This window comes from Pelagibacterium sp., assembly GCF_035555455.1.
Classification (GTDB): domain Bacteria; phylum Pseudomonadota; class Alphaproteobacteria; order Rhizobiales; family Devosiaceae; genus Pelagibacterium.
The window spans coordinates 105,126-128,175 of the sequence record NZ_DATMGM010000062.1 but is presented as its reverse complement, the minus strand read 5'-3'; the positions used below and the strand labels follow the sequence as shown (position 1 = coordinate 128,175).

Sequence of the window (23,050 nt, the reverse complement as noted above, 5' to 3'; positions counted from 1 at the left end):
CCTTGGCCCGCCTGTCATCGCGACGCGTTGTCGCGCGGAGGGCACGTCAGCTCAGCTGCGATAGCTCACCGGACTGAACTTGCCGTCGGCATCGATCAGGTTGGTTTCCATGTGCGGCACGATGTCGGTATTATGGGCTGAAGCGCAGCTCCACTGGTCATCTTTGCGGTGGACGACGAACGAGAAGATCGTGTGGCGCGTTGCCGGACGGGTGGTCTGGTCCGTTCCGGTCTGTCCGTCAAGCCGTACGCGCGCATGGACGACGGCGATCTCCTCGGCCAGCATTTTCACACGCACCTCCATCAGGCGCAGCGTTGAGTCGCCAAAGATGTGCTCGAAGCCATAGGCGTGCGCCTTGCGGATCGCGGCGCGGTCATGCCACCACAATCCGGTGACGTTCACGAATTCGGCGTCCTCATCGAACAAGGCGGCCAGCCCGTCTGCATCGCGTCGCGCCCAGGCGGCAACGAAGGCTTCGGCAACGCTGCGCGGCGTATCGAGCGGGCCTGTGTCCATGAGACGTCCTTTCCGCAAGTCCTCGCCCGCCGCCATTGGCACGGTCAAAGGGTAATCGGTTCCTGGATCAGCCCGATGCCAAAACGTTCCTGCACTGCGCTGCGAACCGTGGTCGCCAGCGCGCTGACGTCGGCGAAACTCGCCCCGCCATGGTTGACGACGATCAGAGCGTGATGGTCGTAAATGCCCGCTGCACCTACCCGGTGGCCCTTGAGCCCGCACGCTTCGATCAGCCAGCCCGCCGAGAGTTTCACCCGCCCGTCCGCCTGCGGAAAGCGCGGCGCGCCGGTGATGGCGGCGGCCTTTTCGGCATCGACCACGGGGTTGTGAAAAAACGAACCGGCATTGGCCAGTTGTCGCCAGTCGGGAAGCTTTTCGCCCCGAAGCCGCAGCACCTGCGCCGAAATTTCTGCCGGGGTCAAATCGGCAGACAGGGTATCGAGCCCCCTATAGGTAAGGATGGGGCGCCAAGGCTGCGGCAGCGCCAGCGTCACGTCGAGAATAACGTAGCGCGGTGCGGCTTTGAACAGGCTCTGCCGATACCCGAACCCGCACGCGTCGCGCGAAAAGCTGCGAATGCGCTTGTCCTCCAGATCATAGGCGGTCAGCGAGTGGAAGCGATCCGCCAGTTCCAGCCCATAAGCGCCGATATTCTGCACCGGAGCGGCTCCAACCGTGCCGGGAATGCCTGCAAGACTTTCGAGGCCCCCCAGCCCCTGATCCACGGTCCACTGCACCAGTTGCGGCCAATCTTCGCCCGCTTGGGCACAAACGAGAACTGTCCCGTCCTGTGTGCGGGAAATGGCGCGCCCCTTCATGGCCATCACAGCCACGACAGCATCGAGCTGCGGTTTGAGCACCACATTGCTTCCGCCCCCGATGATCCGCAAAGGCAGGTCCTGCGCTGCGGCGAGCGCGTCCAGCCTTTCCACATCTTCATGGCTTGTGACCAGTCCTCCATGTCGGGCAAGGGAAGAAAGGCCGAGCGTGTTGCGGTCGGAAAGGTCGAAATTGTCCTGTGCTGTCATGCCGCCTCATCATCGCGGCGAGTGCCACGGTTGCGTAGTGTCGCGATCATCCGTACCGCCGAAATGCGCGTCGTGCCACCTGTGCTTTGATACCCGGGCATCAATATGGCACCGCGCGGTAACTGGCGGGCTACTGGGCCGCTTGTTCAGCGTCTAACTGTATCTCGTCTTCGGGCGGCAGGTGCGCGCTGATCGCATTGCGCCGCAGCCACAGCGGAAACCAGACAAGCAGGGCCAGGCAACTGGCGATCAACAGCGAAACCGTCAGCCCGATCCGGTCGGCCAGAAAGCCGATGCTGATCGCCCCCAACGCCGGAAAGGCCCGGTTGGCGGAAAAGAACAGGGACATGGCGCGCCCCAGATAGGCGGGGTTGATGGTGAGGTGGATAAGGCTTTGAATGCCAATGGCATTGGCGACGATACTGAACCCCACGACCATCAGCAGTGGATACGCCGCCCAGACATTGGGACCCGCCAGCGCCAGAATGGTGACGGCAACGATGGTCACTCCCGGCATGGTCAGCACCGATGCCGTAACGCCGGCCAGCCCCTGCCGTCCCATCATCCATAAGCCCCCGCCCATGGCCCCCAGCCCCAGGCACGAGGTGAGCTGGGCCAAAATGCCTGGATCGTTGCCAAACCACAGCCCGGCCACCGCAGGCACGAGGTCGATCAGCGCGCGCAGGCACAGGCTGGTGCTGATCAGGATCAGAAAGGTCGGACCTAAAAGAGGATGGCGGGCGACGTGAACCACCCCGGCCACGATCCCTCCGCTGTCGCCGGATGGCACGCGCACGGGGGCTGCCTCTTGCCTCCGGATCACGAACAGAAGCCGGATCAGGGGAAGGAAAGTTATCGCGTTGATCGCGAAGGCTACGGCGGGCTCAAAGGTAATGAGGATGATGCCTCCCAGAGCCGGGCCGACAAAACGCGCCAGATTGAAGCCCATGGAACTGGCGGAAACCGTCGAACGGATCAGGCGACGCGGTGCGATGTCGGCGACCAGCGATAGTCGTGCCGGATTGCCGACGCCTTCGATTGTTCCCAGCATCGCTGCCGCAATCAAAAGCCACCACAGGTCGAGCATGCCCAGCAGGGCAAGCGCTGTCAGCATCAGCGCCTGCACCAGCGCCAGCACCTGACAGACGCCGAAATAGAGAATCCGGTCGCCCCGATCCAGCAGCGCACCGGCAATGGGTGAAACCAGCAGCATCGGCAGCACTTCGGCAGCGGCGATGACACCGACCCAGGCCGCCGAGCCGGTGAAATCGAACACCAGCCAGCCCACGACCACGCGCTGGATCCAGGTGCCGACATTGGAGCCGAAACTGCCCAGCAGATAGATGCGGATCGTGCGGTAGGTGGCAATGTCGCGTAGGGACGAAAAGATTTGCCTCAAAGTGACACTGCCTCCGGCATGGGCCGCCAAAATGGGCCCGGCGCGAACCGAAATGGGGGAATCGGATCGAAAAAAATCGCAAGCGTATGCGGTGAGGATGAAAGCACTACGGATACGCCTGATCTTTTTGCGACCAGTAGCAGGCTTTTGCAAGAGCCCGGGCCTAAGACTTCCGCCCCAGCTATTACTGCAAAATAATTATTGCAAATAAATGCAATCGATTGTAGGTATCTGAAATTCGCTATGTCGTTTGCCGTATCAGAGGAATTTCCATGACACTCAAGCCTGAAGTGACCGGTTTTTTCGAGCCGCGCACCTGGTCGATCCAGTATGTCGTTGCCGACCCGGCGTCTCGCAAATGCGCGATCATCGATCCGGTTCTCGATTTCGATGAGAAGTCCGGTTCAGTCGCTACCACACAGGCCGACGCCATCCTCGGCTTCATTGCCGACAAAGGGTATGAGGTCGAGTGGATTCTCGACACCCACCCCCATGCCGACCACTTCTCCGCTGCCCAGTACCTGAAGGAAAAGACGGGTGCGCCCATTGCGATTGGCGAGAAAGTCACCGAGGTGCAAAAGCTCTGGAAGGGCTTTTACAACTGGCCTGATTTTCCCTGCGATGGCTCGCAATGGGACAAGCTGTTTGCCGATGGGGACACCTTCAGCATTGGCGATATCGAGGCCCGCGTGATGTTTTCGCCTGGCCACACCCTTGCTTCAGTCACCTATGTGATCGGCGACGCCGCCTTTGTGCACGACACCCTGTTCATGCCCGATTCCGGCACCGCCCGCGCCGACTTTCCCGGCGGCAGCGCAAAGCAGTTGTGGGCCTCCATTCAGAAGATTCTGGCACTGCCCGATGACACCCGCATCTTCACCGGCCACGACTATCAGCCCGGTGGCCGCGAGCCTTTGTGGGAATCGACGGTTGCCGAGCAGAAGGCCAACAATATTCATATGTCGGTTCACAAGACCGAAGCGGCGTTCGTCGCAGCCCGTGAGTCGCGCGACAGCACCCTCGCCATGCCCAAGCTGATCCTGCATGCCCTGCAGATCAACACCAACGCAGGCCGGCTGCCCGCGCCCGAGGACAATGGCCGCCGCTACCTCAAGATTCCCCTCAACCTGTTCGAAGGCATCGCCTGGGGGACATGATGGACACATTCACCAGCGAAGCGCTTGAGCTCAAGGACAAGGTGGACGAGGCGAGCGGTTTTCTCAAAAAACTCGCCAACCCGGACCGGTTGCTGGTGGCCTGTGCGCTGGTCGGCGGCGAGCGGTCGGTGCGGGAGCTCGAAGACGGGCTCGGTATCCGTCAGCCCGGCCTCTCCCAGCAACTCGCCGAACTGCGCGAGGCGGGCCTGATCGTGGGACGCAAGCAAGGCAAGCAGGTGTTCTATCGCCTCGCCGATCCACGCGTCGAAACCTTCGTGCACACCATGCACGACCTGTTCTGCAAGTAAGCGCGCCGTGCTGCGTCTCTTCGTTCCAAGGATTGACATGATATGACCGAGTTCACTCCGTTTTTGTCGCTGTTGGGCGGGGGCCTGATCGGGCTGTCTGCCGTTTTGCTGATGGCGTTTCATGGCCGTATTGCCGGGATCACCGGCATCCTCACCGGCATCGTGCCGCCCGTCGCGAGCGATTGGGGATGGCGCGCGGCGTTCCTGCTTGGCGCCATCGTCGCGCCGGCTTTGCTTGTCGCCATCACCGGCTATAGCATCCCGTTTGACAGCCCCACCCCAACGCCCTGGCTTCTCATCGGCGGCCTGATTGTCGGGATCGGCGTTTATTTCGGCTCCGGCTGCACCTCGGGCCACGGCGTTTGCGGAATCGCCCGCCTGTCGCCGCGCTCGATCGTTGCAACCCTGACTTTCATGGTCTCCACTGCGCTCACCGTGTTTGTCATTCGTCATCTTTTCGGAGGCCTGTGATGCCCCGTTTGCTTTCCGCCTTGCTGATTGGCCTTGTATTTGGCGCGGGCATCGCCCTGTCCGGCATGTCCAATCCGGCCAAAATCCTCAATTTCTTCGATTTCGCCGGCACATGGGACCCTTCGCTGGCCTTCGTGATGGGCGGCGCCTTGGCGGTCACGGCAATCGGCTATGTGATCGTTCTCAAGCGCCCGATGCCGGTGTTCGATCGCATGTTCCACCTGCCCACCCGCCGCGATATCGATGGCCCGCTTGTCGCCGGGTCCGCTCTGTTCGGCATCGGCTGGGGCATCGCGGGCTTTTGCCCCGGTGGCGCTATTCCGGCGCTGGGGCAGGGCCATGGCGAGGCCGCGCTGTTTGTTGCCGCCATGATCGCGGGGCTTGCTCTCGCCCGAACCGCTCGCCGTGCTTTAATGATCCGCACCCCTGCCTGAACCGCAATACCAACCTGGGACCTTACAATCATGAGCATCAAGAAAATTGACGACCGCTTCGCAACCTCGCCCCAACTCACCGTTGAGGACGTGGCGCAACTGGCCAGCGAAGGCTATGTGGCCATCGTGTGCGCAAGGCCGGACAATGAAGAACCCGGCCAGCCCGATTTCGATGTCATCGCCCGCGAGGCCGAAAAGCACGGCATGCAGGCCATTCACATCCCGATGACCGGCGCCCCTTCGCCTGAGCAGATCGCCGAGTTCCAGAAGGCAATGTCAGCGATCGAAGGCCCCGTCGTGGGCTATTGCCGGGGCGGCGGCCGCGCTTCTGCGCTCTATTCGGCCATCGGCGCGTAAGCGCCTCAAACTCACCGGGCGTTGCCGCTTGCCTTAAGGCGGCAGCGCCCCTCTCCTTGTCCAAACTGTCTCCGGCAATCAGCATCCTATGCGCAAGTCTTTCCGATATCTTCCGATTCTGGGATGGGCCAGAGAGTATGACGGCCCGACGCTGACCAGCGATCTGCTGGCAGCGGTCATCGTCACCATCATGCTCATCCCGCAATCGCTGGCCTATGCGATGCTGGCCGGACTACCGGCGGAGGTGGGACTTTACGCTTCGATCCTGCCTTTGGTCGCTTATGCGATTTTCGGCACCAGCCGAACGCTGGCTGTCGGCCCGGTGGCGGTGGTGTCGCTGATGACCGCGTCTGCGGTGGGCCAGATCGCGGCACAAGGCTCGCTCGATTACCTCACCGCCGCCATCGGCCTGGCCTTGCTCTCGGGGGCGATGCTGATGGTCATGGGCGTCTTCCGGTTGGGCTTTCTTGCCAATTTCCTGTCTCACCCGGTGATTTCGGGCTTCATCACCGCTTCGGGCCTGCTGATTGCCGCTGGCCAGCTGCGCCATATTCTGGGGGTGGCGGGCGAAGGCGGCGCCCTGCCGGAAATCCTTGCCTCACTGGCCCGAGAGCTGCCCAGCGTCAATCCGACGACGCTTGCCATCGGCATCGGGGTGCTGCTGTTCCTCGTGTTTGCCCGCAAATATCTCAAGCCTGTGCTCACCGGCATGGGCGTCCCCGCCCGGCTGGCCGATATGCTGGCCAAGGCGGCCCCCATCCTTGCGGTTGGAGCCACGGTGGCATTGGCCGCAGCGTTCGGTCTGGGTGGACGTGGCGTTGCGCTGGTCGGCGCGATCCCGCAAGGGCTGCCGGCCTTCGGCGTTCCCGCGCTTTCGCTCGATCTGCTGTCCGTCCTGGTCGTCCCGGCATTTCTGATATCGGTGGTGGGGTTCGTTGAATCCGTATCGGTCGGCCAGACTCTCGCCGCCAAACGCCGTCAGCGGATCGATCCCGATCAGGAACTGATCGGCCTTGGCGCCGCCAACATCGCGGCTGGCCTGTCGTCGGGCTATCCGGTCACCGGAGGCTTTGCCCGGTCCGTGGTCAATTTCGATGCGGGCGCGCAGACGCCAGCCGCCGGGGTCTTCACCGCCATCGGAATCGCGCTGGCTGCGGTGTTTCTGACCCCGCTGCTGGCCAACCTCCCGCAGGCGACCCTTGCCGCCACCATCATCGTCGCCGTGCTGACCCTGGTGGATTTCGGCGCTGTCCGTCGGGTGTTTGCCTATTCGCGATCCGATTTTGCGGCCATGGCCGCAACCATTATTGTCACGCTCGGCTGGGGGGTCGAACTGGGCATCATCGCCGGGGTGGTGCTCTCGCTGTTGCTGCATCTGTATCGCTCCAGCAAGCCCCATGTGGCCATTGTCGGGCAAGTGCCCGGCACCGAGCATTATCGCAACATCGAGCGCCATGCGGTGATCACCAGCCCCGAGATCTTGTCGGTCCGGGTCGATGAAAGCCTTTATTTCGCCAATTCACGCTTTCTCGAAGACACCATCGCCGCCCATGTCGCCGAACGGCCCGAGCTCCGGCACGTCATCCTGATGTGCTCGGCGGTCAATGCCATCGACGCCTCCGCGCTCGCCAGCCTTGAAGAGATCAACAGCCGTCTGGCCGACGCCGGGATCGCCTTTCACCTTTCCGAGGTCAAGGGCCCGGTCATGGATCGCCTCAAGGCCACGGATTTCCTGCGTCACCTCAACGGGCGCGTCTTTCTCAGCCAGCACGAGGCGGTAACAGTGCTCGGGACAGAGGCGCCGGAACCCTCGGCGGCCGTTCTAATCCAGCCCCAGAAGAGGGTCAGTCCGTAAGGGCAGCTATTCCGCAAAAAGCGCGATGCGCGTGACCGCATGGCGCTCATCGCGCACAAAGCTCATTTCGCCAATGGAATAGAGTTCGGGACCGATCCGGTTGACCGATAACCGGCCATGGCAGGCCCACGGCCGCGCTTCGTGGGAAAAGGGGATTTGCAGGATCAGCACCGGCTCTGTTTGCGCCAACCGCTCAAACCGCCGCGCCAGTCCGATAAGGGTTGGATTGATCTGCGGATCGAACAACCACCCGAACCAGGCCAGCGGCTGGCCGTGGCCGCGCAGGAACCGGCTGGCAGAAACCACCGCGAGCGTTCGGTCAAACAGCACCAGCGGTGCCTGGGCTCCCCGCACATAATGGATCAAACCGGCCAGTTCGGGCTGGGTGCGGCCCCAGATCAGGGCTTCGATGGCGTCAGCGTTCTCGGCGCGTGGCCGGTCCCGTCCGCTCTCCCAGCGCGAAATCTGGCTCTGGCTGACCCCCAATGTGCGCGCCACGGCGTCCTGATTGATCCGTGAATTGATCCGGTAACGGCGCAGCGCCAGTCCGATGTCGTTTTCCCTGCTCATCTGTCCGCCGTGTACTGCGTAGGTTTACGAGGAACGGCAATCCGGGGTTCATTTACCCCAGCGCCCCATCATCGCCCCATCAGACCATCCGGGACGTGAAAAATTCTTGTGGGGGACGATAGGTGAACTTCCTGAAGGCGGCAGTTCTGGTAGCGGGGCTGGCCTGGACCACCGAGGGCCGGGCCCAGATCGCGCCAGTCCTCTCATCGACGGTGGGTGTCGATTGGACCTCCAATGCGGAAGCGTCACCGGTTGGTGCCTCCGATATCGTGATCACCCAGAGCCACAGCGTCGGCATCGCTGGCGGCGGCGAGGGAAAGGCGCTGCGTGGCTCGCTGACCCTCGAAGAGACCCGCTTTGGGCGGCTTTGGCGCGAGAACGACTGGACGGCGACCTTGGCGCTCGACGGCGAAACCGCGCTGGGCGCGGGAGCCGGGTTGCGCGGCAGTCTTTCGCTGGCATACAGCGAGGAAGGGCAGGTGCTGGCGACGCTGGCGGGTCCGCTTGGGGCGGTTACGCCCAGCCTGTCAGGCCGGGCGCAGGTCCGCCTCGAAACGCGGCTCCACGATGCGGCGGTTGGTATCGATCTCGACTATGCTGGCGAGCGCCCCGGCGACACCCGGCTCGAAGCCGATATCTTTCCCAAAGAACGCATCCGCCCGGTCACCGATACGGTCACGGTCGGGCTCGACATGGCCCATCCCGTCACCGACACGCTGCTGCTTTTGGGCCGGGCGCAATATGTCACCGTTCTGGTGTCCCCGGACGAACAGGCACGGTTCGGACGGGTGCCGGTGGACATCGGGCGCGTGGCCGCTGGGGTCGAAATAGCCAGCCCGGGGGCGGTCGTCGGGTTGCGGGGCGGGTTTGACGCAATTTTCTCGCGGTTCCCGACCATGCTCGTGCCTTATGGTCTCGCCGAGGGGCGGATCGGGCTGGGCGACGGAGTGGAGCTTCGCGCCGCGTTCAGGGTCGGCGCTGATACCGAAGACCCCGCAGATGGTGTTGTCGATTGGCGGCTCAAGGCGCGCGGGAGCATTGTGTTCACCCCGACATCAGGCACGGAGTTGGAATTGGCCGCCTTCGCAGCCCAGCGCTATAGCCCCCTGCACGACATTACCATCGAGACCGAAACCGGGGCAGAACTGCTCGCCCGGCTGGCGTTGGCCGGTGGCCTGATGCTCGAAGGCCGGGCGCGCTATCGCTACGTGGAGGCGCTGGCTGGAGATTTTTCCGAAACCCGACTGGGACTGAGGCTTGCTGCGGTGCTCTGAGATTGGCACAAGGAAGGCACCGGGGCGGCCATAGAGCCTGACAGATACCGATCATCGTCTCCGGGTCTTTGTGTCGCCCGCCCGGAGGACAGGCATCGTGATCGTCGTATTCGGTTCCATCAATATCGATCTGATCGGCCATGCGCCGACCCTCATGCGACCGGGCGAAACCGTGTTGGGCTCGAAACTGGAGCTGACGCCGGGCGGCAAGGGTGCCAACCAGGCCTTGGCCGCCAGCCGCGCCGGGGCCGAAGTCCGCATGGTTGGCTGTGTCGGAAGCGATGACTTCGCGACCCAGGCCCTCTCGCTGTTGCGCGAAACGGGAATGGACCTTTCGGGCGTGCGGCGCATGGATCGGCATACCGGCACCGCCCTGATCATTGTTGATGCGTCCGGGGAGAACATGATCACCGTGTTGCCCGGCGCCAATTCACGCCTCACCGTGACGGCGCTGCAACGGGCGGGCATCGAAGCCAATGACTGGCTGTTGCTGCAACTTGAAACGCCGCTTGATGGGGTGATCGCCGCGGCGCGGCTGGCGCGGGATCAGGGCGCAAAAATCATGCTCAATGTCGCGCCCTTCATGGACTTCGATCCCGCACTGCTCGCGACCATCGACGTATTGGTGGTCAATGAAACCGAATTGGCCGGTGTGCTGGGCATGTTCGACGCACCCGCGTTGAGCGATCGGGATGGGGTCGTCTGGCTTGCCGAAAAACTGGAGATCGCGGTGGTCGCAACGCTTGGCGCTCGCGGCTCGATGGCCGCCGATCACGGCGCGGTGGTCAGCGTTGACGCACTGGCCATCACCCCGGTCGACACGGTCGGAGCCGGGGATACATTCGTAGGTTATCTCGCCGCCGGACTGTCCGAAGGCCTTGCGCTGAAGGCGGCCATGGAACGCGCGTCGGTGGCCGCGGGGCTGGCCTGTCTGGAGCGCGGCGCGCAACCCTCGATCCCCGAGCGCGGCGCGGTTGAAGCACTTCTGGTGGCGCGCCAATGAGCGCTGTTGCAACCCTTACCATCGAGCGCCTGGGGTTTCGCGGCGAGGGCGTTGCCCGCTACGAGGATAAACCTGTTTTCGTGCCCCTGACGCTCGCTGGCGAGATCGTGCGCGCCCGGATCGATGGCAATCGGGGATCGCTGGTGGACATACTCGAACCCAGCCCTGATCGCATCGAGGCGCCATGTCCCCATTTCGGCCGCTGCGGTGGCTGCCAGCTCCAGCATCTCGCCCCGCCGACCTATCGCGACTTCAAGCGCGAGCTTGTGGTCACGGCGCTGGCCCGCGCCGGAGTCGAGGCCGAAACCCTGCCGACGGTCATCGCCCATGGTATTGGCCGCCGCCGCGCCACATTGCACGCCAGCCGCGCCTCCGCCGGGTTCATGGGGTTGCGCTCTCATACGATCCATAACCTCGACCGTTGCCCCATTCTGGTTCCCGCCCTCGATCCCGCTCCGCAGATCGCCCGGGCGATCGCCGATGCTCTCGGGCCGTGCGATGTCGCCTTCACCGCCAGCGACACCGGCCTCGACATTGCCATCCGCGCCAAAAAAGCCCGGCCCGGTCTGCACCTCGGCCAGTTGGCGCAACGCTTTGCACCCGCACGGCTGTTGCTCAATGGCGAGCCCCAGTTCGTCAACACCCAGCCGATGATCACGATGGGCAAGGCCGCAGTGCCCCTGCCCGTGGACAGCTTCTTGCAGGCCACGGCGCAAGCTGAGGACCTGCTGGCACGACTGGTGCTCGACGCGACCGCAGGTGCGCGGCGGCTGGCCGATCTGTTTTGCGGTATCGGCCCGTTCGCCCTGCGGCTGGCCGAGCACGCCCCCGTCATGGCGCTCGACAGCCACGCCCCGTCCATCGCCGCCCTCGATCTGGCCACCCGCCGCGCCAAAGGCCTCAAGCCGATCACCGCACGAGCGCGCGACCTGTTCCGCGAGCCGCTGGACGACTTCGAACTCAACGCGTTCGACGCCATCGTGCTCGATCCCCCGCGCGCCGGAGCCGAAGCGCAGGTCCGCCAACTGGCGACGTCCCGCGTCCCGACGATCGCCTATGTCAGCTGCGATCCGCAAAGCTTCGCCCGCGATGCAGCCATTCTCACCGCTGGTGGCTACAGTATCGGCCCGGTCACGCCCGTCGATCAGTTTGCCTATTCCGCACACGTTGAAATCGTTGCCGTTTTCAACAGATGAGACCAGTTGTTTCGCAAGCGGCTTGTCAATCGTGACGATAGTGTCACAATAGCCCCGCCGCTGACGCAAAGACGAGCAGCGGTCGGCGCTTATAAACTGTGGCGTTGGGGAGGGCCTGGGAGGGTATCTGCTGGTTGCAGTGTTAGGGATCATCCGATTGGCGGGTGTTTCCACTGTCATGCAATCATCACGCGATTGTCACCTGAGCTTTGCACGCCAAGTCTAGGCATCTGGCGGTGTTTCACACCCCGGCCCGATGCCGGCCGAAACGAGACTGAGAACGGGAGAACATCATGTTCAAGACTATTCTGGCCAGCGGCACCGCCGGCCTCGCCTTGCTTGTGGGGGCCTCGTCGGCCTTCGCCCAGACTGAAATCAACTGGTGGCATTCTATGGGTGGCGAGCTCGGAGAGCGCCTCAACGCCGTCGCCGAGGACTTCAACGGCACGCAGGATCTCTACAAGGTGGTCCCGTCCTATCGCGGTGAGTATGAGGAATCGATGGTCAACACCATCGCCGCCTTCCGCGCCGGCCAGCAGCCGCACATCGTGCAGATCTACGAAGTGGGCACCGGAACGATGATGGCTGCCCAGGGCGCCGTTTATCCGGTCTATCAGCTGATGCAGGAACACGGCAATAATTTCGACCCTTCGGTCTATCTGCCCGTGGTCACCGGCTATTACGCCGACACCGAGGGCAACATGCTCTCGATGCCCTTCAACTCGTCGACCCCGATCCTTTACTACAACAAGGACGCCTTCGCAGCCGCTGGCCTCGATCCCGATGTCGCTCCCACCACCTGGGAAGAAATCGGCGAATTCGGCCAGCAGGTCGTCGATTCCGGCGCGGCGAAATGCGGCTTCACCATGGCTTATGCGGCGACATGGGTGGGTCTGGAGAACTTCTCCGCCCTGCATAACCTGTCCTTTGGCACAGGCGAAAACGGCTTTGCCGGGCTCGATACCGAGTTCACCTTCAACGGCGAAACCCAGGCGCGCTTCTGGGATCAGCTCAAGGAGTGGGCCGATGCGGGCGTCTATATGTATGGTGGCCCCGCTGGCGGTTCGGACGCTGCTCCGGCCTTCTATTCGGGCGATTGCGCCATCTATATGAACTCTTCGGGCAGCCGCGCCGGCGTTCTGGCCAATACCGATTTTGAAGTCGGCTTCGGCATGCTCCCCGTCTATAGCGACGTGCCCGGCGCGCCGCAGAACTCGATCATTGGCGGCGCAACCCTTTGGGTGCTGTCGGGCCATGGTGATGCCGATTATGAAGGCGTTGCCGCGTTCTTCGATTATCTCTCCTCGTCCGAAGTTCAGGCCAATTGGCACCAGGGCACCGGCTATCTGCCGATCACCCAGGCTGCTTACGAACTGAGCCGCGAGCAGGGGTATTACGACGAGAACCCGGGCGCTGATATTGCCATCGAGCAGATCAACCTCAACGCTCCGACCGAGAACTCCAAGGGTCTGCGCTTCGGCAACTACCCGCAGGTCCGCATGGTCCTCGATGAGGAACTCCAGGCCGTTCTCGCCGGTGACAAGACCGGGCAGCAGGCGCTCGATTCCGCCGTCCAGCGCGGCAATCAGATCCTGCGCGATTTCCAGGCTGCCAACAGCTAGGTCCTGATCTTCATGGAAGACGGGGCGGCGTTACCAACGCTGCCCCATCTTCACCTTCATTATTGTCCGGGACCATCACGTCTTTTGCGCGGCCATAGGGCCTGTCACCCGCCTCAGCGGGGCGTCAGCCAGCCAGTGGCCAATTTCACAAAAGCACCCTTCAAGGCACCCTCATGCAGACCAAGCGCTCGATCTTTTCCAACACATGGCTGCCCTATGCGCTGCTGGCCCCCCAATTGGCGATCACGCTGGTGTTTTTCATCTGGCCGGCCAGCCAGGCGGTCAAATCGAGCTTCGAGCGTGAGGACCCGTTCGGGTTTCGCACCACCTTCATCTGGTTTGAAAATTACACCCGCATCCTGTCCGATCCCTCTTATCTCAACGCGCTGGGCCGCACGGCGATCTTTTCGGTCTCGGTCACCGCGCTGTCGATGGGGTTCGCGCTGCTACTTGCGGTGTGCGTTGACCGCGTCATGCGGACACAGCGCTTTTATACAACGCTCATTGTCTGGCCCTACGCCGTTGCCCCGGTCGTTGCGGGCGTCCTGTGGTGGTTCCTCTTTAACCCCACCATCGGGCTGCTGCCCCATATTCTGGACTGGTTCGGCATCAACTGGAACCACAGGATTTCCGGCGTTCAGGCCATGATTCTCATCACCATCGCTTCGGCCTGGAAGCAGATTTCCTATAATTTCCTGTTCTTCCTCGCGGGCCTGCAATCGATCCCCGCCTCGCTGTCCGAGGCCGCATCGATCGATGGCGCGGGGCCGTTCAAGCGCTTCTGGACCATTGTTTTCCCGCTGCTGTCGCCGACGACGTTTTTCCTGCTCATCATCAACATCAACTACGTGATGTTCGATACGTTCGGGGTGATCGACGCGACAACATCGGGCGGACCCAATCAGGCAACGATGACGCTGGTGTACAAGGTTTACACAGACGGCGTGGCGGGGCTGAACATCGGCTCGTCCTCGGCCCAATCGGTGCTGTTGATGGGCATCGTTATCGCACTCACCTTCGTGCAGTTCCGCTATGTGGAACGCCGGGTCAATTACTGAGGGAGCTGGTTAGATGGTTGAAAACAGGCCCTTTCTCGATTTCCTCACCCACTTCATCCTGATCGTGGGCGTCATCATCGTCGCCTTCCCGGTGTATATCGCGTTTATCGCCTCCACCCATGAGCCTTCGGCCTTTGTGCGCGGAGTGATCCCGCTGCTGCCGGGCGACAATCTCGTGCAGTCCTATTCGTCAATGCTGGGCAGCGGCCACAGGGTCGCCGGTACGCCTCCGGTGTGGCTGATGCTGGCCAATTCGTTCTGGATGGCCATGATCATCGCCGTGGGCAAGATCGCCATTTCCATCACCTCTGCCTTTGCCATCGTCTATTTTCGCTTCCCCTTCCGGACGCTGGCCTTCTGGATCATCTTTGTCACCCTGATGCTGCCGGTCGAGGTGAGGATCATCCCCACCTATGCCGTGGTCGCCAATCTGGGGATGCTCAATTCCTACGCGGGGCTGACCCTGCCGCTGATCGCTTCGGCAACCGCAACATTCCTCTTCCGGCAGTTTTTCCTGACCGTGCCAGAGGAATTGATGGAAGCGGCGCGCGTTGATGGGGCAGGGCCGCTGAAGTTCTTCAAGGACATCCTCATTCCCATCTCGATCACCAATATCGCCGCGCTGTTTGTGATCATGTTCATCTTCGGCTGGGTTCAGTACCTCTGGCCGCTGCTCATCACCACGCAAGAGCAGTTCTACACCATCGTCATGGGCATCAAGCGCATGCTCGCCCTGACCGACCGCGAACCTGAATGGAACCTCGTCATGGCGACGGTGATCCTCGCTATGGTTCCCCCGGTGCTCGTCGTCCTCTTCATGCAGCGCCTTTTCATCAAGGGCCTGGTCGAAACGGAGAAATAGGTTTCCATGGCCGCAATAGAAATCAATGATGTCCGCAAGCTCTATGGCGGCACTGTCGAAGCGATCAAGGGGATTTCGCTCTCTATAGGCGATGGCGAACTTGTGGTTCTGGTCGGCCCTTCGGGCTGCGGGAAGTCGACGCTGCTGCGCATGATCGCAGGGCTGGAAACGATCACCTCGGGTGAAATTTCCATCGGCGGCAAGGTGGTCAACAAGCTTGAGCCTGTCGAACGCGATATTGCCATGGTGTTCCAGAACTACGCGCTGTATCCGCATATGAGCGTGCGGGGCAATCTCGAATACGGGCTGAAAAACCGCCGCACCCCGCGAGCTGAAATTGACCGCCGGGTGGCCGAAGCCGCGCGTATCCTCGAAATCGAGCAGTTTCTGGATCGCAAGCCGCGCCAGCTGTCGGGTGGCCAGCGCCAGCGCGTCGCCATGGGCCGGGCGATAGTTCGCCAGCCCAAGGCGTTCCTGTTCGATGAGCCGCTCTCCAATCTCGACGCCAAGCTGCGCGGCCAGATGCGGGTGGAAATCCGCCGCCTGCAACGCACGCTGGGCACCACGTCGGTTTACGTCACCCACGATCAGCTCGAAGCCATGACCCTGGCCGACAAGCTTGTGGTGATGAATGGCGGGGTGATTGAGCAGGTCGGAGCGCCACTGGAGGTCTATTCCAATCCCGCCTCTCTGTTCGTGGCTGAATTCATGGGCTCGCCGGGAATGAACCTTATTCCGGTCGCGGGTTTTTCCGCGATACCGGGCGGGCTGCCCGAGCGGGTCCCGGCCACGACCGGCACCATCGGAATCCGTCCCGAGGATATCTCGCTCACCGCGCCCCAGGAACCGCATCTTGCCATCGATGTGGTGCTCGATGCGATCGAACTGGTCGGGTCTGAAAGCCTTGTTTACGTTCATGCCCAGGACCTCGGCAAAAATCTTGTCCTGCGCACCGCCGGCATCCACCTTGGCGAGACCGGCGATCGGTTGACCCTGTTTGTGCCCCACGCACGAATGCATTGCTTTGATGGAGAAAGCGGGCGCAAGATCGAGGTCAGCGCTGCCTGAACGCCGGTCAATCGCACCGGGCTTTCGTTCTGGCACTGCCAACCCAGGGAGCCCGGTCATGCGTCCGCTTGTTGTTGCTATTGCGCTGTTGGCGCTGGCCCTGCCAGCGGCGGCCCAGAATGAGGCCAAGGCGCTGTTTGGCAAACTCTATCCCGAAGATCAGGTCCTTGCCTCTGGCTGGCGCGAGCAATTGTCGGCCCTGCTCGATCAACTTGAGGCCACCTCGGACGATCCGGAAACAAGGGCTGCGCTTCCCCAGTTCAGGGAGCTGATTGCTGCCCGGCCATTGCCTTATTCCATCGATGAGCTTCTGGGCGACTGGCAGATGCGCTCCTTGCAGGCGAGCGATCTGGGGGCCTTTCCCTATACCTATTTCCCCGCGCGCATCTATCGTGACGGCGAGCGGATTGTCTTTGACAAGGCCTCGGGCAGTCAGCGCCATCTCGGCGTCCTGGCGCAGCGCGATGACGAGATGGTGTTCTTTGTCGGCGCCCTCTATTACGGCTACGAAGCTCCCCGCGCCTATTCGGCCCTGACCGCATCAGACTCAGAGGTGACCCCCGAACAGCGCGAATTTGATGCGGTCGCGGAAATCTACAAGACCGGCGACCAGACCTTCCTCATGGCCTTCGCCCCCGAGGGCGGACGGTTCCGCTTCTACGAGATCCGCAAATAGCGGCTGGACACGCCCGACCCATCACCGCTCAATGCGGGTCGACAGCACGATCGAGCTCATGGTCCGCTCGACACCCTCCAGCGCCCCGATCCGGTCGATGACCGCGTCGAGCTCCGCGACCGAAGGCGCTTCTACAATCACGATCATATCGAAGCTGCCCGAGATCGAATGCACCGTGCGCACCTCCATCACCGCTTCCAGCGCCTTGACCACTTGAGTGATCAGTTTGGGTGACACGGTCACCATCAGGTGCGCGCGGATATGGCTGGCGAGGTAGTCCCCGGAGAGTTTGACCGCATAGCCGGTGATCGTGCCGTTGCGTTCGAGCCGTTCGAGCCGACTTTGCGCCGTCGACCGCGACACCCCCAGCCGCCGCGCGATCTCGGCAACCGGCATCCGCGCATTCTCGCGCAACAGGCTCAGCAGCAAACGATCCGCGTTAATTTTCGTCATTTTGCACTGCACTTTCGTGATTTCGCACAATCTTATTGGCAATGTTGTCCAAAAATTGGCTGCAAATCAACGTAAAACGATGCCACGCTTGGCAATCACAGCGAGGCCAATTTGGTCGTGATGGGAGGGTAGGCATGAAACAGATCGTCGTGGTCGGTGCAGGCCGCATCGGCGCCACCATCGCAGATTTGCTAAGCCAGAGCGGGGCTTACGCGGTCACCGTGGTCGACCGTTCCGCCGAAGCCCTGGCGGCACTGGACGCAGGCCCCTCGGTCCGAACCGAGCAATGCGAAGTCTCTGCCCCCGGCGCCCTCGAAGCCATCCTCACCGGAAAATTCGCCGTCCTCTCCGCCGCCCCTTACTCGCTAACCACCCGGATTGCGGGGGCTGCGGCGACTGCTGGCGTGCATTATCTCGATCTTACCGAGGACGTGAAATCGACGCGTCAGGTGCGCAAAATCGCCGAAACGGCCCGAACGGCGTTCATCCCCCAATGCGGCCTCGCCCCCGGTTTTATTGCCATCGCCGCCATGAGTTTGGCCAAGCAGTTCGACACGCTTGAGGACGTGCGGATGCGAGTGGGTGCGCTGCCGCAATTTCCCACCACCGTCCTCAATTATGCCCTGACCTGGTCGCCAGAAGGGGTGATCAACGAATATTGTGAGCCGTGCGAAGCGATCGTCGACGGTAAACTCACCGAGGTGCCCCCGCTGGACGATATCGAGGAATTCACGCTCGATGGCATCGATTTCGAGGCGTTCAACACGTCCGGCGGTTTGGGTTCAACCCCGCATAAGCTGTTGGGAAAGGTGAGAAATCTCAATTACCGCACCATCCGCTATCCGGGGCACGCCCGGATCATGAAGTTGTTGCTTAACGACCTCAATCTCAAGGATCGGCGGGATTTGGCGCTCGACATCTTCCGTCATGCGTTAACAACGACCCGTCAGGACATGGTGGTGATCCTCGTAGAAGTTACCGGCATGAAGGATGGGCATCCGGCCACCGAGCGTTTCGCGCGCACCATCCTTTCGGGTCGCGTGGGTGACAAGGAGCGCTCGGCAATTCAGATCACCACAGCCTCGGGGATCGCGACGGTCCTCGATATGCTCGCCAGCGGCGACCTGCCCCAGCAGGGGTTCGTTGCGCAGGACGAAATCGATCTCGACGCTTTCCTAGCCAATCGCTTCGGCAAGGCGTTCGCACAGCATCAGGCGATGACCAAGGTCGCCTGATAAACGAATTTAGAGCTCCTCCTCCCCTCAGACCTGCCGGAAAGAGGGGCGGGTGAGGGAGTGCCGGGCATCGGTGCCAAGCGCCGAGGGGGCAACCCGGCCTCCCTCATTTGTTTTTTCAAGCAAGGCGTTTTGGATGTGGCCGGGGTATCGGTCACGCTTCGGTCAGAAACCGCCGCCCGTCTTGAAGCCACCACCCTTGAATCCACCGCCGGTCTTGAAGCCGCCGCCGCCAAATCCCCCGCCACGCGGGCGCGAAAAGCCACCGCCAGAGGGCGGGCGCGGAGAAAATCCACCGGGCATCGGGGGAAATTTCCCTCCCTTGCCTGTCTTGCTGGATGACCGCGTGCGCGGCGGGGCAGAGGGCACGATGGGGCCTGAACTTCCGCTCCAGCCCTGCGAATTGCGCCACATCGCCCAATAGGCCGCGGCTGTCATACCGCCCTTGAGAAAATCGGTAAGCAGATCGCCGACCAATTGCTTTTCGTCAAAGCGGGAGCGCGGGTCGTCATAGTGCGATGTCTTGAACTCGAACTCGATGTCTTCAAGTTCACGCCGTCGCAATTCCAGCGTCTTGAGACGGGCGCGCTCATCTTCCAGTTCCGCGCGTTCCTCTGAGATTCGGCGGCGGGTCTCCTCGATCCGCAACACGATTGCATCGTCTTCCTCGGTGCGCGTGGCCCGCGCTTCTTCCAGCAGTTTTTCAATTCGGGTGTCGCTGATCGCCCCGGCCAGCAGATCGACAGCCTTGCCCATTGCCGGATCACCGCCATCGGCAAGGAGTTTCTGCCGTTCGGTCAATTCTTCGCGGGCATCTTCGGCGGCCAGCATGTCCGCATCGATGGCGTCAACACGCTCTTGTGCTGCTGCCAACGCCGCGCGCGCGTCCGCTCCCCCTGCCGCATCGAGCGCGGCATTTTCCCGTTCGGCGGTGGCGTCATCGAGGTCGATTAGCTCGGCAGCGAGGCGTTCGGCATGTTCACGCAGCCGATCGGGGATTGCGGTGAGCATGGAATAATTGGGGCGCATATCGGCAAATCGGATCAGCCTTGCCACCCATTGATCGAGCAAGCGCACGATATTGCCCGCCTTATAGGCGCTGGTGCCATAGCCGCGCTGCCAGAGATACATGAACAGCGTGTCGTCCCGATACGGGCGGCCTTTTTCTTCGCGGTCGGCTTCGGCCTGTTCCGCCTTGCGCGCAGCCTCGTCGGCCACTCCCTGGGCTTCTGTGCGGCGAGAGAGCAAGGCGCCATAGGCGGCATCCGCACTCAGAGCAGCACTGACCGCTCCGCCTAGAGCATCGATTCGAGCCTGGTGCTCCGACGCCTCTTCAAGCAGGGCATGGCGTTCACTCGCCAGGCGGGTGAGTTGGGCTTCCTGTTCGGCCAGCGCCTTTTCCATGCCCGCCATTTCGGTAGCGTGTTCCTTGAGCATGTCACGAGCCCGGGATTCAGCCTGGCTCAGCGGGCCAGCCAGCTCGTTCTGGACATCGGGTGACAGCCGGACCGCCGCGAGAGCGCGCAATTGCCCCAACTCGGTTTCCCGCAACTTGCCAACGCGTTCATTGGCCCGCGCGATGCGGCGGGTGATCTCGTCTTCCTCACGTCTGATATCGCGCAGAGCATCGTCCAGCGCGCGCATGGCCTGAGGGCCGCTGACACTCATCGCCGCCTCACCATTGGGTAATCGCCCCATCGAGCACCGGCATGGCATAGTCGGTGTCGAGGAACCCGTATTGCTTTATGCCCAGAATATTGCGCTGGATGATCCCGTCATCCTGCCGGTCGAGCCGTACCGATTCATAGGTCACCTCGGGCACACGAATGGCCCAGGTCCGGACGGTTTCGGTCTGGCCGGTCTCTTCGTTTTCGACCGGAATAGAAACCAGATCACCATCGGGACCAATCGCTTCGACGACGAGATAGTAGTTGGTGGCGTCGGTATTGGCTTCCGGGAAACGCCAGATGCCGGTCGATTCCCCGGGACGGTTGACGATGCGGATCGAATATTCGGCGAGCAGCGTCGCATGAATTTGCTCCAGTTCGTCGATCGACCGCTGCGCGCCAGCGCGATCGCCGCGCGCAGCGGCTGCCTTGCCGCGTTCCACCCAGGGCTCCGCAATCTCCAGCGCCGATTGGACCTTGGTTTCATTGAAAATGTTCTGATACAGCGCGTCCATGCGTGCCGGCAGCGTTTCGGCAAGTTCAATCCGGGCCGCCTCGGTAACTCCTGCCTGATAGGGGCGATAGGCGAGGAAATATCCGCCCAAGACCAGCGCTAGCAGGGCCAGGACGATGAGGACCGGGCGGCCCCAGCGCGTCCGGCTGACGTAAAGCCGCGCTAGCCGCAGCTGGAAGCTGTCGGCTGGCGCAACATAGGTGAAGCGGCTTTCGGCGAGGGCCTCGACGCCCTCCTTGAGGATATGATCGGGAACCTCGATCCCCTGATCCCGATAGATTTTGCGCAGCCGGGCGATGAGTTCAGCCTCTCGGGCTGAGGCACCGATTTCGCGCGCAATGAGCGTGTCCTCATGGCGCAGTGTATCCACCACGTCCATGGCAAGCATCACGTCATCGAGCGGCGCCTTGCCAGCCTGCCCCGTCATCGCCCCACCGCTGTTCATCGGCCTCTATGCTCTAGCGGGATACCACGAGTGCGTTGCCGTCAGCCGCGAGCGTCGCGAGACGCTTCTTGCCATCCTCGACGGCATCCCGGATTTCGGCGGAGTTCTTCGTCGCCTGCTCACGCATGTCGGCGATGATAGAATAGGATTTTTCCTGGAAACTCACCACGCTGTCGACGAGCATTTTCACCGCGTCGGCCCGTATGGTGGGGCCATAACCCGCCTTGAGCGCTTCTTCCTGAACTTTGCCGCCAATTTCGGAAAGGGTTTCGAGGCTCTGGCTCATGCCTTCCTTCATCGCATTGAGTGTTTCGGTTGATTCATGGAGCCCAAACAGCCCGGTAAAAGAAGCGGAAAGCGCAGTCAGCACCGTCTCATTGGTGGAAAAGAACGAGATCGACTGCTGATACACCCGCTCTTTGGCATTGGTGGTCTGCATCAACCGCGCCATGATCACCTCGGAGGTGGAATAGGCGATGGTCAGATTGTCGGAAAGATCCTTTGCGATCTGGTAGCGGCGCTCTTCATTCTGGAGATCGCGCAGCCGCTCGTCGCGTGCCATTTCCAGGCGCGCCCGGTCAGCGGGAGTGCCATCGGTGAAAGCAGTCAGCGCATCGGCTGCACCCTGCAGATCGACCTTGCGCTGTTCGAGCTGGGCCTGGGCGATTTCGAGCACTTCGAGTGCCATCACTTCGGCCTGCTTGAGCGCACCGCGAAAATCCCGATAGGCTTCAAGGATTGTATGCTCGCGGTCGATCTGGTCTTTGGTGTCACGCGAAACAGAGAGGTAGGTATCGCGGATTTTGTCGAACCGTGTAGCGATGTCGCCACGCGAAACCTTCATCCACACGTTGGAGGCGCGCTCGAAAATGTCGAGCTTGCCATCGTCGAGCTGGTCGACCATGGATTTGGCGTCGTCGCGGATCGAATTGAACGATTTTGTGATGTCTTCGTAGCGCTCGCCGACGGTCATGGCTGCGACTTGCGAGCGGACGACTTCATTGAAAGCGCTGGCTTGGGTGAGCACCCGCCCGATCAGGACCACCTTGGTGTCGTCGAGGTGGGTGATTTCCGAAAGCAGCCCAGTGATCGGCGCTTCCTGCGGTTCGCCCTCTGGCCACAGCCCGAGGCCCTTGATGGCGGCCACCGCCTTGTCCAGATACTGCAGCGGCTTGTCGGCGAATTGAGCGGCGGAAGTCTCGGCAATTTCGGTCGTCATATCCACATCCCTGTTGCAACTGTGGCAGATGTGGTGACATGATTCCGCCTGGCAAGGCATAAGACAATTGTGCAACGGCCACAGGCGTTTGTTTTCTCGCCAATGGTGCTAAAAAGCCGCATTGGACGCAGGCCGGAAGGGGTTCTGGAGTGGATTTCGGTGGACGATACCGGTTGACGGCAGACCGTCAGGCCGTCTGGGCCGCGCTCAACGACACTGAAATCCTCAAAGCCTGCATTCCAGGCTGCCAGCGCATAGATTGGATTACCGATTCTGCGCTGGAGATTGAAGTCGCCGTCAACCTCGGCGTGGTCCGGCCGACATTCAAGGGCGATCTGATGCTCTCCAACGTCGAACCAGCCAGTCGCTACACCTTGACCGGGCAGGGGCGGGGAGGGCTGCTTGGCCGGGCCCAGGCTTCTGCTGACATCGCCCTGTCCGAAATCGATGGGGACACCCTCTTGCATTTTGACGCAACGGGAGGCGCATCCGGCCAGATCATGAAGATGGGCCGCGCGCTGATCGGCAATTCCGCTCAGCGGATCATCGACGGCTTTTTCGAGCGTTTCGGGACGGCGATGGGTGCGGACGTGGTGCCGCTTGCCCCCGTCAGTTGAGCTGAAAAGCGAGTTTCACCGCAATCCGGGGATTTTTTGCCCAATT

General features: G+C 62.0%; 24 protein-coding genes. 16 read left to right on the top strand and 8 right to left on the bottom strand.

Features of this window, described 5'->3' with window-relative positions:
- Positions 1–51: 51 nt before the first annotated feature.
- The 3 genes from VNS12_RS12200 to VNS12_RS12190 form a co-directional block, all read right to left on the bottom strand.
- Positions 52–516: a YybH family protein gene (locus VNS12_RS12200; protein ID WP_325488118.1), complete on the bottom strand. Its 465-nt coding sequence runs from the start codon at positions 514–516 to the stop codon at positions 52–54.
- A gap of 44 nt (positions 517–560) precedes the next feature.
- Positions 561–1,544 (bottom strand): UDP-N-acetylmuramate dehydrogenase, encoded by a 984-nt coding sequence (gene murB / locus VNS12_RS12195; protein ID WP_325488117.1) that lies wholly within the window; start codon positions 1,542–1,544, stop codon positions 561–563.
- A 130-nt stretch (positions 1,545–1,674) separates the two neighbouring features.
- Positions 1,675–2,943, bottom strand: a complete 1,269-nt coding sequence (locus VNS12_RS12190; RefSeq protein ID WP_325488116.1) for an MFS transporter — start codon at positions 2,941–2,943, stop codon at positions 1,675–1,677.
- Between the two features lie 272 nt (positions 2,944–3,215).
- Here VNS12_RS12190 and VNS12_RS12185 point away from each other — a divergent pair, with 272 nt between their 5' ends.
- The 6 genes from VNS12_RS12185 to VNS12_RS12160 all read left to right on the top strand — a co-directional run bounded on the left by VNS12_RS12185 (position 3,216) and on the right by VNS12_RS12160 (position 7,525).
- Positions 3,216–4,100, top strand: a complete 885-nt coding sequence (locus VNS12_RS12185; RefSeq protein ID WP_325488115.1) for an MBL fold metallo-hydrolase — start codon at positions 3,216–3,218, stop codon at positions 4,098–4,100.
- A complete protein-coding gene (locus tag VNS12_RS12180; protein WP_325488114.1) occupies positions 4,097–4,408 on the top strand; it encodes an ArsR/SmtB family transcription factor in 312 nt (103 codons plus the stop codon). Before VNS12_RS12185 ends, VNS12_RS12180 begins: the two co-directional genes overlap by 4 nt.
- Positions 4,409–4,450: 42 nt before the next feature.
- A complete protein-coding gene (locus VNS12_RS12175; RefSeq protein WP_325488113.1) occupies positions 4,451–4,879 on the top strand; it encodes a YeeE/YedE family protein in 429 nt (142 codons plus the stop codon).
- Positions 4,879–5,313, top strand: a complete 435-nt coding sequence (locus tag VNS12_RS12170; RefSeq protein ID WP_325488112.1) for a DUF6691 family protein — start codon at positions 4,879–4,881, stop codon at positions 5,311–5,313. The genes VNS12_RS12175 and VNS12_RS12170 overlap by 1 nt, the downstream gene beginning before the upstream one ends.
- A gap of 30 nt (positions 5,314–5,343) precedes the next feature.
- The gene (locus tag VNS12_RS12165) at positions 5,344–5,670 is read left to right on the top strand and encodes a protein tyrosine phosphatase family protein (RefSeq protein ID WP_325488111.1); all 327 of its coding nucleotides are present in this window, start codon (positions 5,344–5,346) and stop codon (positions 5,668–5,670) included.
- Positions 5,671–5,758: 88 nt separating this feature from the next.
- Positions 5,759–7,525: a SulP family inorganic anion transporter gene (locus VNS12_RS12160; RefSeq protein WP_325488110.1), complete on the top strand. Its 1,767-nt coding sequence runs from the start codon at positions 5,759–5,761 to the stop codon at positions 7,523–7,525.
- A gap of 6 nt (positions 7,526–7,531) precedes the next feature.
- On the opposite strand, the gene VNS12_RS12155 is transcribed toward VNS12_RS12160, so the two are convergent.
- Complete coding sequence (locus tag VNS12_RS12155; RefSeq protein ID WP_325488109.1) at positions 7,532–8,095, bottom strand: helix-turn-helix domain-containing protein; 564 nt, start codon at positions 8,093–8,095, stop codon at positions 7,532–7,534.
- Positions 8,096–8,217: 122 nt separating this feature from the next.
- On the opposite strand from VNS12_RS12155, the gene VNS12_RS12150 reads away from it, so the two are divergent.
- The 8 genes from VNS12_RS12150 to VNS12_RS12115 all read left to right on the top strand — a co-directional run bounded on the left by VNS12_RS12150 (position 8,218) and on the right by VNS12_RS12115 (position 16,854).
- A complete protein-coding gene (locus VNS12_RS12150) occupies positions 8,218–9,369 on the top strand; it encodes a hypothetical protein (protein WP_325488108.1) in 1,152 nt (383 codons plus the stop codon).
- A gap of 97 nt (positions 9,370–9,466) precedes the next feature.
- The gene (locus VNS12_RS12145; RefSeq protein WP_325488107.1) at positions 9,467–10,372 is read left to right on the top strand and encodes a ribokinase; all 906 of its coding nucleotides are present in this window, start codon (positions 9,467–9,469) and stop codon (positions 10,370–10,372) included.
- The gene (locus VNS12_RS12140) at positions 10,369–11,568 is read left to right on the top strand and encodes a class I SAM-dependent RNA methyltransferase (RefSeq protein WP_325488106.1); all 1,200 of its coding nucleotides are present in this window, start codon (positions 10,369–10,371) and stop codon (positions 11,566–11,568) included. The genes VNS12_RS12145 and VNS12_RS12140 overlap by 4 nt, the downstream gene beginning before the upstream one ends.
- A gap of 293 nt (positions 11,569–11,861) precedes the next feature.
- The gene (gene ugpB / locus VNS12_RS12135; RefSeq protein ID WP_325488105.1) at positions 11,862–13,190 is read left to right on the top strand and encodes a sn-glycerol-3-phosphate ABC transporter substrate-binding protein UgpB; all 1,329 of its coding nucleotides are present in this window, start codon (positions 11,862–11,864) and stop codon (positions 13,188–13,190) included.
- A gap of 173 nt (positions 13,191–13,363) precedes the next feature.
- Entirely contained in the window at positions 13,364–14,248 is an 885-nt protein-coding gene (gene ugpA, locus VNS12_RS12130; RefSeq protein ID WP_325488104.1) for a sn-glycerol-3-phosphate ABC transporter permease UgpA, read from the top strand.
- A 13-nt stretch (positions 14,249–14,261) separates the two neighbouring features.
- Positions 14,262–15,110 (top strand): sn-glycerol-3-phosphate ABC transporter permease UgpE, encoded by an 849-nt coding sequence (gene ugpE, locus VNS12_RS12125; RefSeq protein ID WP_325488103.1) that lies wholly within the window; start codon positions 14,262–14,264, stop codon positions 15,108–15,110.
- Positions 15,111–15,116: 6 nt separating this feature from the next.
- Positions 15,117–16,178 carry a sn-glycerol-3-phosphate import ATP-binding protein UgpC gene (locus tag VNS12_RS12120; RefSeq protein WP_325488102.1) on the top strand — a complete coding sequence of 354 codons (1,062 nt, stop codon included), beginning with the start codon at positions 15,117–15,119 and terminating at the stop codon, positions 16,176–16,178.
- A 58-nt stretch (positions 16,179–16,236) separates the two neighbouring features.
- Complete coding sequence (locus VNS12_RS12115; protein WP_325488101.1) at positions 16,237–16,854, top strand: DUF4893 domain-containing protein; 618 nt, start codon at positions 16,237–16,239, stop codon at positions 16,852–16,854.
- A 21-nt stretch (positions 16,855–16,875) separates the two neighbouring features.
- On the opposite strand, the gene VNS12_RS12110 is transcribed toward VNS12_RS12115, so the two are convergent.
- Positions 16,876–17,307 (bottom strand): Lrp/AsnC family transcriptional regulator, encoded by a 432-nt coding sequence (locus VNS12_RS12110; protein ID WP_325488100.1) that lies wholly within the window; start codon positions 17,305–17,307, stop codon positions 16,876–16,878.
- Positions 17,308–17,441: 134 nt separating this feature from the next.
- Between VNS12_RS12110 and VNS12_RS12105 the strand changes: the two genes are divergently transcribed.
- The gene (locus tag VNS12_RS12105) at positions 17,442–18,542 is read left to right on the top strand and encodes a saccharopine dehydrogenase family protein (RefSeq protein ID WP_325488099.1); all 1,101 of its coding nucleotides are present in this window, start codon (positions 17,442–17,444) and stop codon (positions 18,540–18,542) included.
- 165 nt (positions 18,543–18,707) lie between these two features.
- On the opposite strand, the gene VNS12_RS12100 is transcribed toward VNS12_RS12105, so the two are convergent.
- From VNS12_RS12100 to VNS12_RS12090, 3 genes are read right to left on the bottom strand one after another with little or no spacing between them, the layout of a single operon-like run.
- Positions 18,708–20,210 (bottom strand): coiled-coil domain-containing protein, encoded by a 1,503-nt coding sequence (locus VNS12_RS12100; protein WP_325488098.1) that lies wholly within the window; start codon positions 20,208–20,210, stop codon positions 18,708–18,710.
- 7 nt (positions 20,211–20,217) lie between these two features.
- Positions 20,218–21,168: a DUF6384 family protein gene (locus VNS12_RS12095; RefSeq protein WP_325488097.1), complete on the bottom strand. Its 951-nt coding sequence runs from the start codon at positions 21,166–21,168 to the stop codon at positions 20,218–20,220.
- A 13-nt stretch (positions 21,169–21,181) separates the two neighbouring features.
- The gene (locus VNS12_RS12090; RefSeq protein WP_325488096.1) at positions 21,182–22,387 is read right to left on the bottom strand and encodes a cell surface protein; all 1,206 of its coding nucleotides are present in this window, start codon (positions 22,385–22,387) and stop codon (positions 21,182–21,184) included.
- A 173-nt stretch (positions 22,388–22,560) separates the two neighbouring features.
- Between VNS12_RS12090 and VNS12_RS12085 the strand changes: the two genes are divergently transcribed.
- On the top strand, positions 22,561–23,004 hold the full coding sequence (locus tag VNS12_RS12085) for an SRPBCC family protein (protein WP_325488095.1): 444 nt from the start codon (positions 22,561–22,563) through the stop codon (positions 23,002–23,004).
- The last annotated feature ends 46 nt before the right edge of the window (positions 23,005–23,050 follow it).